Below are 14443 nucleotides of genomic sequence, written 5' to 3' on the forward strand. Positions count from 1 at the left end.
ACTCAAACCAGATCAGTCAATACGCGCAGATAGCCCAGACCCTGCTCACCCAGTTTCTGCCTGAAAAACAGTTCTGCGCCTGTCGCCACGCTGTGGTTGGCGCTGCGACAGAAGCGGTAGACCAGATCGACAATGGCTTGCTCATCAGGGGCTTGCCGAGTGACTGGATCGCAGTGCACCAACAACAGACAGCGCAAGGCCAGGGTCCGCAGCGCCAGCGTGCATGCCCACTGACTCAGGCTCGTACCGTAGTCCTGGCCATACGCGGTGGTCGAGATGAATGGAAAGCCGGTGCGGGACATCTCGGCGCAAACGAAGCGTTTCAGGACAGACTCCAGCGCCTGCCCTGCCCGTCCGCTGGCAAGGTCCAGAAACTCGGTTTTGAGCCGCATGCCCTGAGGCTGATCGCCCTGGGCCGGGGTGACGTCAACCGAGCGAATGACCTGCTCGCGCATCGCCTCTGTCACGCCTGGCCCGTTGAGCATCTGGATCAGCACGACCATGACCGGATCAACCGCCAGCGACTCGCCCGAACCGGCAGGCGTCTGGTAATCCATGATCAGTCCGGGCAATGCGTACAACCAGTCCTCGCAGGCAATGGTTTCCAGCTTGAGCGTCAGGTCCAGCAGCCTCAGCAGCGCGTGGCGAGTGGTCTGCTGGTCCTGAAGCACCAGCTCGTTCAGTTGCTGAACGACAGCAGCGCGCTGCTCCGCATCGATGCCGGGGAAATCCTTGTCCGGGTAGGCAGACAGCGTCTTGTCGTCCACGGTGACTTGCGCTGGCGCAAAGGGAGTCGCACTTTTGAGGACCAGCCGCACGATTTCGGGACAGCTCATGCTGGCCGACCCGGTCAGCGCGCCGTTGATACGCCGGTACATGCGCGGATAGATTCGGCAAGTGTCGGAAAGCGCATCTTCGCCGTGTGTCGCATGGACGGAGCAACGCCCGTTGTCGAACGCCACGCAGTCGCCATCGGTCTTTTTCATCCAGGTGCCGCCATCGTCCTTGACGATCAGGTTGAGCAACTGGGGTAGTTTCTGGTCCCACAGCTCGACGGTTCTGGCCCCTACCGATACCGGCCAGACCTTGCAGCAGTTGTCCTCGCAGCGCTCGGCAAGGCATGAGAATTCTTTGACGAACTGAAAAGTGCTGACAGCCTGCTGAGCCATGATCGTGTCCTGAACGATGAGATGGCAATGGGTGGCCGGGCCGGGCAAGTGGTTCCCTGGCGCCTCCCTTGAAAGGGCCTGAGGTTTCAGCGAATCGGGGACTGCGTTAGCATGCAGCGCTTGAAAATCAGGCTGTCCAGACCTGTGATGGAAGATCGATGAAAAAGACTGCGTTATTCCTGCTCGCACTGGCGATACACGCGACCGCTCAAGGGGCTGGCGATGCAGAGGCCGGAAAAGCGGTATTTACGCGACTCTGCTCAGGCTGCCACAAGATCGGACCCGGTGCCCGCAGCGCATTTGGCCCACCACTCAACGGCATTATCGGAAGCAAGGCGGGTCAGCACCCTGACTATGTGTACACGGACGCGATGAAAAACTCGGGTATCACCTGGACCCGCGAGCAACTCACCACGTACATCAAGGATCCGGGCGAAGTGGTGCCGGGGACGCGCATGAAGCTGTGGTGGATGGGCAACGACCAGCGCATGGAAGACCTGCTGGAATACCTCGACGCGAACAAATAACGCCGTGAAATGAAAAGCCCCCGAATCACTTCGGGGGCCAGTATTTGTTCTTTCGACTTACTTGTCGGATTCGTAGGGTGGATAGTCGTCCTTGGTGCCGTGCTCCTTGGCAGGCGTTTTTGCGGGCTTGACCGGATCAACCTGCGGATCGCCGGCATCCGGTGATTCGGTATTGAAATCCGGTTTGTCGGTACTGTTGTCGCTTGGCTTGTTGCCAGTCATAGGCGCCTCCATTGGGTTAAAACGTACAACCTGTTCTTCAGAGGCGTAATCACCTCAGGCGTGCCACGGGACTGACGAACGGAGCTGCCACAAACCCTTTGCGACGCGCGTCAGGACTGGTAGCCTTGCGCCACTCATGGAGGATGACGATGAAAAGGCTTTCAATGCTGCTTGCGATTACAGCGGCAGCGGGTTCAGGCACGGCGCACAGCGAGATCTTCAAATGCACCTCGGCGCAGGGCCACGTGAGCTACGCGGCCATTCCATGCGATGGAGCGGCGGAGGTCGCGGTTCAACGGCCCGGTCCGCCAAAAATGCTGCGTCAGGGCGAACCCGTCGACCATGCCCACAAGGTTAACCTGAAGGCCACTGAATACCTGCAAGTCAGCGGCCGCGCCAAGGTCAATGTGTACGAGACTGAAAGCTACAAAGCCTTTCAGAAAAGCCATTTGCCGGCGCCCGATGTGCCCTCTCAATGCCAGAGTCCGCGCTACGACAGTCAATGCTTTGATCCATCGGGCGGCGCTTCATTCAGAAAAGCCGTAACGGGCAATTGAGCCTTACTCGGCCCTGACCTCACTGATCTGAATCACCGGAATCAGGTCCGTGTAGTTGATGATGTCGGCGTTGATGCGCTCCTGATGCGGTCCCATGCCGGCCTGGAACGCTTCAATCGAGTCGCAGTAGATGTGGCACATGCCGACATAGACCGGCGTGGAGCCCGGCGTTGCACCGCCCAGGCCCTTGTCGACGCTGTAGCGCTTGCAGTGCTCGCCCATCAGGGACTGCACCAGCGGCATGTGCTGGTCGCGATAGTAGTCATGGTCGAAACGGGCACCTTCCTTGTAGGGGTACAGCACGCTGACTTTGATCATGTCGATATTCTCCAGGTGGCAGGTAAAATTGTGTTGGGACTCTACCGCGAGACACGCGGCAAAGTGTTATGACAGCACTGGCAGGTATTTCTCCCTTCCCGCACAATCACGCCGTTTGGCCGGACTGCGCTGCAATGAGTTCCGGCCGCCCAGCCAGATCGAGGAAAACAGCATGAACGCTCTTGAGTGGAACGAAGCCGCCCTGGCGAAATATCTGTCGACCCATCCCACGCTCAAAGACGAAATCAGCCAGCTCAGCGCGGCCGAACAGAAGCAGCAGCTTCAGTGGGCTTTTGAGGATGAAGCCGAAAGCCGAGGGATCGAACCCTGGGAACTGGCGCTGGAGTTGATTGCCGAATCGCCTGAACAGCTCAAGCAGATGCGGCTGGAGGCCCATGCGCAGGTCGCCGAAGCTCTGGGCATGGACTGGGACGAGTACTGCGAGCTGAACGATATTCAGGTGTAGCCTGCGTTTCAGCAAAAATGAGTGACCCATCAGTCAGCGCTTTACCTGTTCAGCATGGGTGAGTAACGTCTGCTCACTTCAATAAAAAGGAATCGCGTCATGAGTGATCTGGTCTCGTACCAACTGGACGATGGCATCGCAACGCTGACCCTGAACAATGGCAAGGTCAACGCCATTTCCCCGGACGTCATCGCCGCGTTCAATGCCGCTCTGGATCAGTCCGAGAAGGATCGGGCAGTGGTGATCGTGACCGGCCAGCCCGGCATTCTCTCGGGCGGCTACGACCTGAAAGTCATGACCTCCAGCCCCGAAGCGGCCAGCAGTCTGGTGACTCAGGGTTCGACTCTGGCCCGGCGCATGCTGTCACACCCCTTCCCCATCATTGTCGCGTGCCCGGGCCATGCCATTGCCAAGGGCGCGTTCCTGCTGCTGTCAGCCGATTATCGTATCGGCGTCGAAGGCCCCTTCAATATCGGCCTGAACGAAGTGCAGATCGGCATGACCATGCACCACGCCGGGATCGAACTGGCCCGTGATCGTCTGCGCAGGTCGGCGTTCAACCGCTCGGTGATCAACGCCGAAATCTTCAACCCCGAGGGTGCCATGCAGGCGGGCTTTCTGGATCAGGTGGTCAGCGTTGAAGCCTTGTCCGAGACAGCACGCACGGTTGCCACGCAGTTGAAGAAAATCAATATGAACGCCCACGGGAAAACCAAGCTCAAGAGCCGAAAAGCGTTTCTGGACACCCTGGACGCGGCCATCGAACTGGACAAAAAGAGTTTTATTTAAGGCCACCCGAAAAGCCCGCGATTGCGGGCTTTTTGTTTACCGGCGAACTCATCCGCGTTTGGTTAATCTCATCAGCTACCGCGCATCCCCTCTTGCGCCACAGCCACATTGAAGAAGCGATAGCACCATGGGTCGAGTTGTTGCAGCCGCGGTTTACAGCAAAGGCAAGAAAGTCACGGATATCACACTGGACGAGGGCGCAGCCTGGGCCGCCAAGCCCGGCCACTTTGTCTGGATCGGGCTGGAGCAACCCAATGCCCAGGAACTGACCAGCCTGAAGGAACAGTTCAACCTGCACGAACTGGCGCTGGAAGATGCGATGGAAGTTCACAGCCGCCCGAAGCTTGAGACCTTCGGTGATGCGCTGTTCATCGTCACTTACGCCCCGGTGCGCGACAACGGCAAGCTGCTGTTCATCGAAACCCATATTTTTGCGGGCAAGGGCTACGTCATTACGTCACGCAACGGCCACTCCAAGTCTTATGGACTGGTGCGTCAGCGCTGTGAAGCCCGTCCTCTGCTGCTGGAGCACGGCGAGGACTTCGTGTTGTATGCCTTGCTGGATTTCGTAACCGAAAACTATCAGCCGGTGACCGAAGCCATTCATGCCGAATTGGAGTTGCTGGAGCAGAACGTGCTGGGTGGCGCGTTGCGCGAAGCCGATATTCAGCACATTCACGCCTTGCGTCGCGATCTGCTGAGAATGCGGCGTTACGTGGCGCCGATGGTTGAAGTGGGCGAAGAGCTGCAGAAACTCAGCTTTCCCTTCATCGACAAAAATATGCGGCCGTACTTCCGCGACGTCGAGATTCACGTCAAACGGCAAATGGAAGACCTCGGCAACCTGTGCGACATCGCCAGTCAGACCATAGAAATCGGCCTGCTGCTGGAGTCTTCACGGCAAAGCATCGTGCAGCGCAAGTTCGCCGGCTGGGCGGCCATTCTGGCGTTCCCGACGGCGATTGCGGGCATCTACGGGATGAACTTCGAGAACATGCCCGAGCTGACCTGGCACTACGGTTACTTCATCGTGCTCGGCGTGATCGTCGGAGGGTGTTCTGCGCTGTTCGCCAGCTTCAAGCGGTCGGGGTGGTTGTAGCCTGCTGCACCGTGCTTGGCAGTGCGGGCGAAAAAGGCAGGCTGATTTTTATCGAACACCACTTAACTTGCTGAACAGATGCAGTTTTTGTGGGAGGCGGCTTGCCGGCGATGCGGTATCACAGGCCGCCTGTCAGCGACTGACCGGACGCCATCGCCGGCAAGCCGCCTCTTATCAAACAACCTGTAAGCCACTGAAGAAACTGGATTTTGTGGGAGCGGACTTGTCCGCGAATGCTGTAATTCAGCCGATGAATATTCGTCGGATGTACAGGCCTTTTCGCGGACAAGTCCGCTCCCACCTAGTTTGCCGCGCGACAGCGCTACGTCGAAGACGTGGCGGCGCCTCCCACAGTCCGGTGTTTGCTAAGCAACAGCGCTACGCCGAATACGTGTGGGCCGTCCACAGACAGCGCTGATCCGGAACCGGACCCATCACACCGCCGCCGCATCCGGCTTGTGCGCCACGAAACGCATCATCCATTCGGCTACCGTCACGCCATGGTGGTCGTGATCTAGACTGGCGACGCCCTTCTGATAGATCTGCTCGCCCAGCGATTCCTGACGGATGTCGAGCAGGGTTCGCGAGTAGTCGTGAATGAATTCGGGATGCCCCTGGAAACACAGCACCTGATGGTTGATGTGGTACGCCGCAAACGGGCAGAAGTCGCTGGAAGCGATCACCGTGGCGTTGTCGGGCAAGGTAGTGACCTGATCCTGATGACTGATCAGCAGGGTCAGCTTGTCCATTGACGGTGTCATCCAGGGCGTGGCGGGTGCCACTTGGTAATGATGAATGCCCACGCCCCAGCCTTGCACCGCCCGCTCGGTCTTGCCGCCCAGCAACAGGGCCAGCAACTGATGACCGAAGCACACACCCAACAGCTTGTCGCCGCGCTCGTACAGCTTGACCAGATACGCTTTCAGCACCTGAATCCATGGATCACTGCCAAACGAATCGGCTTTGCTGCCGGTCACCAGATAGGCGTCGAAGCTGGCGCTTTCGGGTGGGTAAACGCCCTGCATCACGTTATAGACTTCGAACTCTGCAGGAATCGGCTGGCGCGCGAACAGCAACTCGAACATGTGTCCGTAACCCTGGTACTGCTCGACCAGCTCCGGTCGCAGGATGTCGGTTTCCAGAATGCAGATGCGTAGCGGCATATAAAGGGACCTGAAACAGTGATGGGCGACAGCGCACGCGGGCAGCCTGCCTTGATGGCTGATGCAAATCAAGCGGCGCTTCGCAAACCTGACGACAACTGAAACGCTACAGCCAAGCATAAAGCCAGAAAATGTCTACGCACCTCGTTTACTAGAACCGAATTGCTGTGGCGCCGCTCGCAGATGATGTAAGAGATTTCCGAGCCGGACGAACGGTAAAAAGACCAGTATCTGGCCTGAGGCGTCTAGTTAAGGGCTGTACGCAAGATGGAAGCAGCGCTGATAACCATTTGCTCAACATCACCCCCGTTTAAATACCCAACGGATCTAAATCGCTCGGCACGCGACCTCTAAGGTTAAGTCTGTAACAGGACGACGCGATAAAAACAGTTCCGCGTCAGGTTGCGGTCATTTGATCGAACCCGCCTGTTCAATCGCTAAACCTTTGCCAGCTGCCGTATTACCGCTCATGTACCGGTCAGCTTTTGTCGCTCGGGAATAACAACAAAAGGCAGTCAGCCATGTTTAAACATTCGAAAGTACGTCAGGCAGGTCTTATCGTCTTCGCTACCACTCTTCTATTGATCTTGCCGAATCTGAATAGGCTGTTCGGCTAGTCAACTTGCGCTATCGAACTGCGCGCAACTATGCCACTCTTCCCACTCGAATGAAGGGAGAAAGGCTCATGCGCCAATGGATCGCGTTGTTCATTGCCCTGACAGGCAGCTTCGCCGCACAGGCGGGCGATGTGGATCAGGCCGCGGCCGTTGCGGCGTTGAAGGAAGGCAAGCTGGCCATGGATGTCCGCAGCCAGACCGATTACGACGCAGGCACTGTGCTCAACGCCGTACGCGTTGATCAGGTACGGCTGGTGAACCAGATGAAGCTGGTGCTCAACGACCGCAACGCCGTGTTCGTGATTTTCAGCAGTTCCAACGAGAAAGCCAGCAAAGCCCAGGACAAGCTCATGAAGGCGGGTTATTACAGCGTGATCAATGGCGGCAACTACGAAGAGTTGCACAACGCGCTGTATGACATTACGGACGACCCGGCGGAATAATATTCAAATGCGTGAATACATCCGGGAAAACATCAGACAGGGCACGTTTATGAGTGCGCTGCCTGATATGAGGATCGGAGGTGCAGGGTTATTGATGTTGCGCCTGACCCTGAACCTTTGCCTTGGTCTTCGGCACACTCACCATCGGCGACACCACCACCTTGGCGTGCATCTGCTCTGCCCCGCCTCCACGCCGCATCCCGCGTACCGGACACGCATCGAGATAGTCCAGACCGACGGCCAGTTTCAAATGGCGCTCGGGAATGGCCAGTTGATTGGTCACGTCGAAGCTGTACCACGCATCATCGATCCAGGCTTCGGCCCATGCATGGCTGGACAGGTGATCGCTGTCTTCGCTGCACAGGTAACCCGAAACATAACGCGCTGGCACACCCAGGGTCCGGGCGCAGGCCAGAAAGGCATGCGTGTGGTCCTGGCAGACGCCTGAGCGTCCGGCAAATGCCTTCGCCGCGCTGGTATCGACTTCCGTCGCGCCCTGCGTGTACGTCATGTGCTGATTCAATGCCTGCATCAGGTCGATCAGTGCGGTCCGGTCGATACGCTTGCCACACTGAGCGGCCGCGAAGCTGCGAATGGCCTCATCCGGCTCGGTCAGGCGCGTCACGCGCAGGAAAGGCAGTGGTGACTGGCTTTCGTGCTCGGCTTCGCACGTCGCGTCGATTTCGACCTGTCCGCGCGCGCCGATGATGATCGATTCATGAGGCTCTTCAAGGCTCAGCACGTGCAGAATATTGCCGAACGGATCGACTTGCGCCCGCGCTTCGCGTGGCAGCGTCAATTGCCAGCTGAGCACCTTCTGGCGCTCGCTGTCGTGGGGAGTCAGGCGCAGGTACTGGATACTGGAACGCACCTGATCATCATAGTGATAGGTGGTTTCGTGGCTAATTGAGAGTCTCATGCAGCCTCCAGGTACGAAGTGTGGATAGCATCACCCAGTTGGGCGAGCATCGGGATGAATTCGTTCAGCCACTCGTGCAGGCCCTCATCCAGGATCTCGTCGATGCTGGTGTAGCGCAGGCGTGCATCCATCTCGGCCGCCATGCGCTGCGCAGGTCTGCCGTTGACGCCGGGCAGACTGGCAAGGATCAGGTCCATCTCTTCCAGGCAGGCACGCAACGAGCGCGGAATGTCGGCGCGCAACAGCAACAGCTCGGCCACCTGACGGGCGCCCGGCGCGTCGCGATACACCTCGGTATACGCCTCGAACGACGACAACGCACGCAGCAACGCACTCCACTGGTAATAACCGGCAGCGGAATTGTCTGCGGCGGCGTTGGCCTGAGGCCCACGCAGTTCGAGCATTTCATAACGCGCGTCGAGCATGCGCATGGTGTTGTCGGCGCGCTCGATGAAGGTCCCGAGGCGAATGAAACGGAACGCGTCGTTACGCATGATGGTGCCGTAGGTCGCCCCGCGAAACAGGTGCGAACGCTCCTTGACCCACTCACAGAAACGGCTCATGCCGTAGCGCGTCAGCCCTTGCTGGGCAATACCGCGAATCTCCAGCCATGTGGAGTTGATGTTCTCCCACATGTCGGCGGTGATCCGACCGCGTACCGCGTGAGCACTGGCGCGCGCAGCGCCCAGGCAGCTGTAAATGCTGGCCGGGTTGCTTGCGTCAAGGGCGAAGAAATGCAGCATGCGCTCGGCGTGCAACTCGCCATGGCGCTCGATGTAGGTTTCCAGCGTACCGGTGATCAACAACGGCATGGCTATTTCATCCAGCCCGTCGCCACGCCCGTCCTGGGGCATCAGCGACAGCGAATAGCTCACGTCCAGCATGCGGGCGAGGTTCTCCGCTCGCTCCAGATAACGCGACATCCAGAAAAGATCCGAGGCAGTTCTACTTAACATTGGCAGGCATCCTTAATCCTCGACCACCCAGGTGTCTTTGGTTCCGCCGCCCTGCGACGAATTCACCACGAGCGAGCCTTCACGCAAGGCCACTCGGGTGAGGCCGCCAGGCACGACGCGGGTTTCACGACCGGACAGAACAAAGGGGCGCAAATCGATATGGCGCGGGGCGATGCCGTTCTCGACAAACGTCGGACAGGTCGACAGGCACAGTGTCGGTTGAGCGATATACGCATGCGGCTTGGCTTTGAGACGCGCCCGGAAGGCTTCGATCTCGGCAGCCGTGGCAGCAGGCCCGACCAGCATTCCGTAACCGCCGGAACCCTGGGTTTCCTTGACGACAAGGTCTTTCAGGTTGGCCAGTACATGGGACAACTCTTCGGGCTTGCGGCATTGCCAGGTGGGTACGTTCTTGAGGATCGGCTCTTCGTCCAGATAGAAACGAATCATGTCGGTGACATACGGATACACCGACTTGTCGTCCGCAACGCCGGTGCCGATGGCATTGGCCAGCACCACGTTGCCGGAGCGATAGGCCGCCAGCAGACCGGGTACGCCCAGCATCGAATCAGGGTTGAAGGCCAGCGGATCGAGGAAGGCATCGTCCAGGCGACGGTAGATCACATCAACGGCCTTGGGGCCGTCGGTGGTGCGCATGAAGACGCGATCGTCACGCACGAACAGATCGGCACCTTCGACCAGCTCGACGCCCATCTCGCGTGCCAGGAAAGCATGTTCGAAGAACGCGCTGTTGAAGCGCCCGGGCGTCAGCACCACAACACTCGGGTTATCCAGAGGGCTGGAGCTTTTCAGCGTATCGAGCAGCAGGTTCGGGTAATGATCGATGGGCGCGATGCGCTGCGCCGCGAACAGCTCGGGGAACAGACGCATCATCATCTTGCGGTCTTCGAGCATATAGCTCACGCCGCTGGGCGTGCGCAGGTTGTCTTCGAGCACGTAATAAGTGCCATCGCCATCACGGACCAGATCGACGCCGGAGATGTGCGAGTACAGATCGCGGTGCAGATTCAGACCCTGCATCGCCAGCTGATATTGCTCGTTGGCCAGCACCTGTTCGGCAGGAATGATCCCGGCCTTGATGATGCGTTGGTCATGATAGAGGTCGGCAAGGAACATATTCAGCGCCTTGACGCGCTGAATGCAGCCCCGCTCCACGACGCGCCACTCGCTGGCCGGAATGCTGCGGGGAATGGTATCGAACGGAATCAACCGCTCGGTGCCTTGCTCGTCACCGTAGAGCGTGAACGTGATCCCGGCGCGATGAAACAGCAGATCGGCTTCACGCCTGCGTTGAGCCAGAAGCTCAGGGGGCGTATCGCCCAACCAGCGGGCGAATTCCCGATAGTGCGGACGGACCAGACCGCCAGCATCGTACATCTCGTCATAAAAGGTGCGGATCATGCCGTACTCCTTGTCACCATGGACACCTTAAGCTTCGCAAGGCCCGTGCCACCGGCATAAACGCTTAAATATCAATAGGTTAGATATAAAACCTGCGGGCCGCGCACCATTCCTGTGCGCTAAATGCCCCAGCTACCTCTTTCATGCGTCATTCGGAAGCGTCTTTGCGCCGCGAAATCTATGACCAGCATAGTCAGAGTTGATTTCCGAACACGATATTAGTTCGCCATAATCGCCAGCAACCGAGCAAACAGGGCATCAAACGTCGCTTTTGCCCTGAACCCATTTCTCAGCGAGCGTGACGCACTTTAACGCGCTTCTGACCGGACTTCCCTTTGAGCCACTCTCTTGAGTGGCTTTTTTTTGCGCACGGATAACCTGTTCGGGCTTTACGCGGTCCTGGCGAGCACGCTATTCGTGAACAGCACCTGCGCGAGATTACCCTGACCCCGAAAACAAAACCGGCCGCCCCGGCAGGTTTCTCCAGGTCGGCCGATCAGCCCGCAGGTATCAATCGCAATTGCAGCGGATCAGGCGTGCAGCCTCCTGATCTCCTGTTTCACACCCCAGCCTTCAACCTCCCCGTCCATCGGCGAAATGGCCACTTGAAAGTCTTGCTCAAAGTCACCGATACCGTCGTAGGTGGCGTACATCACTTTGCTCAACTGCAAATGCCAGGCACCGTCATCACGTACATTGATCTGTGTATTGAGGGACTCACCACGAAATTTTTCTGCAGCCTGACGCGCCCGCTCCTCGTCGGGAAAAATGGCATAGAACTCGATGGGGTGAATTCGCGCGAAGTCAAAACCGCCTTCTTTCATGCGGCGCAGTACGTTACTGCTGATGTCCTCTTGATAGGCTGTGCTCATGAAACGTCCTCCTATGCAACGATAGATAGAGTTTCAACTCTTCCCGAGTGGCCATCGAAAAGATGGCCAGCGCACGGCAGTTACTCCGACGTGGGGAATCAAGCATGTAGCTGACCGGACCTGGAACAGGCCGGGGATGGACCTGTGTCAGAGGCCGTCTTCACGACCTCATTTGCAGAGTAGACCCATCGGGGGGACATTGCCAAGTGGTTGGCGCAACAAGATTTTTTGCAGTGAAGGATCAGCTCGCTTCTGTGATGGAAATGATCTGGACACTGTTATGGTCCTTGAGTGTCTTGACGGTCGGCTCATCGGTTCGACCTTCCAGGTCATTGAGATCCAACTCATCCGTGACGGGATATAAATCCTTGCGCAACAGACGTGCAGCATCCTCTTCGCTGGGGCGTTCCTGCCACTGCACTTCACGACGTTGCTGCACACCATCCTTGTCCAGATACAAAATGGCCCACTGTTTCATCAATGCCTCCAGAATAAGCAAGCCAGGCACTCTGACTTACCTACTCTGGACCTTTCACCGCCTCCATTCGTTCCAATGGATTGCGCGCAGCAAACGGACTCAAACGGATAACAAAAAGGCCCTCGCATTGGATGCCGAGGGCCTTTTTCATTGCTGAAACGGTCAACTGCGTGTCCTGCCCGATTGATACCGGGCAGGACGACAGCGGTCAGTTTCTGTTCTTGCTGGCTTCCACGCCTGCGGTGTTGTCCAGCAGGCTCTTGGTCGCGGTTTGCAGGAAGCTCTCCAGCTTGCGCTTGAGCTCCTCGGTGTCCGGCGCATCGGGTACTTCTTCCGCGTGCGGCGTGGCACCCAGGGTGTACGTCAGCAGCTTGGCCGGCATTTCGGTCGGTTCGATCAGAATGCGGTTGCCGCTGATGATTGCCACCACCTGCTCGCTGCCCGACGGCTTGATCACGCCAAACCCCTTGTCGCCTTCCGGCAGGTTGAGCAGATCGCGTCCCCAGCACTGGTTACGGGTCTGACCACCCAGACGGCCCATGATGGTCGGTACGACGTCCACCTGGGTGCCGACGATGCTGCTGCGCTGGCCGAACTTTTCCTGCACGCCCGGACCGATCAGCAACATCGGCACATTGAAGCGACCGAGGTCCATTTCTGTCAGCTGACGGTTGTTGCCGAAACCGTGGTCACCCAGTACGACGAACAGGGTGTTCTTGAAGTAAGGCTCTTTCTTGGCCTTCTCGAAGAACTGGCCCAGCGCCCAGTCGGAATAACGCATGGCGGTCAAATGCTCGTCCAGCGAACCGTGGCCGGTCACACGCTCGACCGGCAGGTTTTCCGGCAACGCGTAAGGGGTGTGGTTGGACAGAGTCTGCAGCAGCGCATAGAACGGCTTGCCGTCCTGACGCGCCTTCAGTTCCTGAGCGCCCCGGTCGAACATGTCCTGGTCGGAAACGCCCCAGGTCGGATCGGAGAACACTGGGTTGACGAAGTCGTCACGGCCAACAAAGTTGGTCATGCCCTGGTTACTGAAAAAGCCCGACTGGTTGTCCCAGGCAAAGTTGCCGTTGTAAACGTAGACGTCATCGTAGCTGCGACCCGCGCTCAACAGCTGCGGAAGGCCCGACAGCTTGTGGCTGCCTTCCGGCGTCTGCATCAGGTATTCGAAACCTGGCAGGTTCGGGAAGCAGGCCATGGTGGCGAACATACCCTGGTGGGTGTGGGTGCCGTTGGAGAAGAAATGATCGAACAGCAGGCCTTCCTTGGACAGCCTGTCGAAGTTCGGCGTGATATTGGCATCGCTGCCCAGCGCACCGACCGAGTGACCGGCAAAGCTCTCCATCAGGATCACGACCACGTTTCGGATCGGCAGGGTGTTTTCCGCAGGCGGCGTGAAGTCACGGCGCACTGCAGCAATGTCCGGCTCGACCAGCTTGTCATGGGACGTCAGCAACATCTCGCGTACGGTCTGTTGTGCGTCGGCCTGAGGCAGCGTGGCTTTCCAGATGTTGTCGCGATCTTCGGACATGCGGCTTTTGGCAGCAGTGATCAGCGTCAGCGTGCCGTTGAGGCCCAACTGGTTGGCGAAGTTCGATTCGGTGGTGTACGCATCACCCCAACGCAGCGGCGGGCCCTGGCGCAGGGTGCCACGGGCGCAGATCACGGCAACGATCAGGACCAGGAAGAACACGCCTATGCGCATGTACCACGGCGCAATGGAGCGCGTACCAGCGCCACCGCCCGACAGTGCATTGCGCGGTCGCGTCACACGGTCGATGCCCTTGAACACCAGACTCAACAGCCAGGTGACCACGGCCCACGCCAGCAGATAACGTACCACCGGAAAGCCGTACCAGAGCATGCTCAGAACGGTCTTCGGGTCTTCCTTGACGTACTGGAACACCAGGCCGTTCAGGCGTTGATGGAATTCACGGTAGAAGTCCATTTCCATCAGGCCAAAGAACAGCGTGATGCTGCCGACCAGGGTCAGCCAGAACCGGAAGAAGCCGCGTGCCGCCATAGCCCGAGCGCTGAACAGCGACAGCATCAGCGGGATCAGCAGATACACCGTCAGACGCAGGTCGAAACGCATGCCGTTGAACAGCGCCTCGATGAAGGTCGATGCAGGCGTATCGCCAATCATCTCGCGGTTGTAGACCAGCAGACCGATACGCAGCAGCGTGTACATCACCATCAGGGCCAGGCCACTGAGCAATGTATAAGCCAGATGCGATTTGACGGTCGGGTTTTGCAGGCGGGACAAGGCTTGCCGATGAATCTGGGCGTCCGTTTTGGCCATGGTTGTCAGGATCCAGTGGATTCAGGGTTGGGTTCAGGCGTGCGACACCAGCGCTCCAACGAGTGGGCGGCAGGCTGCAAGGGGGGCAGATAGTACTTGATCGACAGGTATTTGGCGCTCGTTC

Annotated in this window: 16 protein-coding genes; 6 read left to right on the plus strand and 10 right to left on the minus strand. The window is 58.4% G+C overall.

Annotated features, from left to right (window positions below):
- Positions 1-2: 2 nt before the first annotated feature.
- A complete protein-coding gene (gene fliB / locus QRN20_RS13850) occupies positions 3-1169 on the minus strand; it encodes a flagellin lysine-N-methylase (RefSeq protein WP_285360591.1) in 1167 nt (388 codons plus the stop codon).
- A 158-nt stretch (positions 1170-1327) separates the two neighbouring features.
- On the opposite strand from fliB, the gene QRN20_RS13855 reads away from it, so the two are divergent.
- Positions 1328-1696 (plus strand): c-type cytochrome, encoded by a 369-nt coding sequence (locus QRN20_RS13855; protein ID WP_025995281.1) that lies wholly within the window; start codon positions 1328-1330, stop codon positions 1694-1696.
- A 57-nt stretch (positions 1697-1753) separates the two neighbouring features.
- On the opposite strand, the gene QRN20_RS13860 is transcribed toward QRN20_RS13855, so the two are convergent.
- Positions 1754-1918 (minus strand): DUF6021 family protein, encoded by a 165-nt coding sequence (locus tag QRN20_RS13860; protein WP_004880973.1) that lies wholly within the window; start codon positions 1916-1918, stop codon positions 1754-1756.
- Positions 1919-2067: 149 nt separating this feature from the next.
- On the opposite strand from QRN20_RS13860, the gene QRN20_RS13865 reads away from it, so the two are divergent.
- Positions 2068-2475 carry a DUF4124 domain-containing protein gene (locus QRN20_RS13865; RefSeq protein WP_122500035.1) on the plus strand — a complete coding sequence of 136 codons (408 nt, stop codon included), beginning with the start codon at positions 2068-2070 and terminating at the stop codon, positions 2473-2475.
- A gap of 3 nt (positions 2476-2478) precedes the next feature.
- Here the strand turns inward: QRN20_RS13865 and QRN20_RS13870 are convergent, their stop codons facing one another.
- Positions 2479-2793 carry an EthD family reductase gene (locus tag QRN20_RS13870; RefSeq protein WP_004880969.1) on the minus strand — a complete coding sequence of 105 codons (315 nt, stop codon included), beginning with the start codon at positions 2791-2793 and terminating at the stop codon, positions 2479-2481.
- Between the two features lie 172 nt (positions 2794-2965).
- Here QRN20_RS13870 and QRN20_RS13875 point away from each other — a divergent pair, with 172 nt between their 5' ends.
- The 3 genes from QRN20_RS13875 (at position 2966) to QRN20_RS13885 (ending at position 5147) form a co-directional block, all read left to right on the plus strand.
- Complete coding sequence (locus QRN20_RS13875; RefSeq protein WP_088236391.1) at positions 2966-3259, plus strand: DUF6388 family protein; 294 nt, start codon at positions 2966-2968, stop codon at positions 3257-3259.
- Positions 3260-3358: 99 nt separating this feature from the next.
- Complete coding sequence (locus tag QRN20_RS13880) at positions 3359-4048, plus strand: crotonase/enoyl-CoA hydratase family protein (protein WP_025995278.1); 690 nt, start codon at positions 3359-3361, stop codon at positions 4046-4048.
- Positions 4049-4175: 127 nt separating this feature from the next.
- A complete protein-coding gene (locus tag QRN20_RS13885; RefSeq protein WP_004880963.1) occupies positions 4176-5147 on the plus strand; it encodes a magnesium and cobalt transport protein CorA in 972 nt (323 codons plus the stop codon).
- Positions 5148-5581: 434 nt separating this feature from the next.
- Here QRN20_RS13885 and QRN20_RS13890 read toward each other — a convergent pair whose 3' ends face one another.
- Positions 5582-6310 (minus strand): amidotransferase, encoded by a 729-nt coding sequence (locus tag QRN20_RS13890; protein WP_122605028.1) that lies wholly within the window; start codon positions 6308-6310, stop codon positions 5582-5584.
- A gap of 685 nt (positions 6311-6995) precedes the next feature.
- On the opposite strand from QRN20_RS13890, the gene QRN20_RS13895 reads away from it, so the two are divergent.
- Positions 6996-7370 (plus strand): rhodanese-like domain-containing protein, encoded by a 375-nt coding sequence (locus QRN20_RS13895; protein ID WP_029242956.1) that lies wholly within the window; start codon positions 6996-6998, stop codon positions 7368-7370.
- A gap of 88 nt (positions 7371-7458) precedes the next feature.
- Here QRN20_RS13895 and QRN20_RS13900 read toward each other — a convergent pair whose 3' ends face one another.
- The 6 genes from QRN20_RS13900 to QRN20_RS13925 form a co-directional block, all read right to left on the minus strand.
- The gene (locus tag QRN20_RS13900) at positions 7459-8289 is read right to left on the minus strand and encodes a transglutaminase family protein (RefSeq protein ID WP_122605026.1); all 831 of its coding nucleotides are present in this window, start codon (positions 8287-8289) and stop codon (positions 7459-7461) included.
- Positions 8286-9245 carry an alpha-E domain-containing protein gene (locus QRN20_RS13905; protein ID WP_004880946.1) on the minus strand — a complete coding sequence of 320 codons (960 nt, stop codon included), beginning with the start codon at positions 9243-9245 and terminating at the stop codon, positions 8286-8288. Before QRN20_RS13905 ends, QRN20_RS13900 begins: the two co-directional genes overlap by 4 nt.
- A 12-nt stretch (positions 9246-9257) precedes the next feature.
- Positions 9258-10667 carry a circularly permuted type 2 ATP-grasp protein gene (locus QRN20_RS13910; protein WP_004880943.1) on the minus strand — a complete coding sequence of 470 codons (1410 nt, stop codon included), beginning with the start codon at positions 10665-10667 and terminating at the stop codon, positions 9258-9260.
- Positions 10668-11197: 530 nt separating this feature from the next.
- Positions 11198-11539 (minus strand): ribonuclease E inhibitor RraB, encoded by a 342-nt coding sequence (locus tag QRN20_RS13915; RefSeq protein ID WP_025995273.1) that lies wholly within the window; start codon positions 11537-11539, stop codon positions 11198-11200.
- A gap of 241 nt (positions 11540-11780) precedes the next feature.
- Positions 11781-12017 (minus strand): hypothetical protein, encoded by a 237-nt coding sequence (locus QRN20_RS13920; RefSeq protein WP_004880940.1) that lies wholly within the window; start codon positions 12015-12017, stop codon positions 11781-11783.
- A 208-nt stretch (positions 12018-12225) separates the two neighbouring features.
- Positions 12226-14319 (minus strand): LTA synthase family protein, encoded by a 2094-nt coding sequence (locus QRN20_RS13925; protein ID WP_029242953.1) that lies wholly within the window; start codon positions 14317-14319, stop codon positions 12226-12228.
- Positions 14320-14443: the final 124 nt, after the last annotated feature.

It is taken from the genome of Pseudomonas sp. fls2-241-TYG-175 (assembly GCF_030209155.1).
In the GTDB taxonomy this organism is placed as follows: Bacteria; Pseudomonadota; Gammaproteobacteria; order Pseudomonadales; family Pseudomonadaceae; genus Aquipseudomonas; species Aquipseudomonas viridiflava.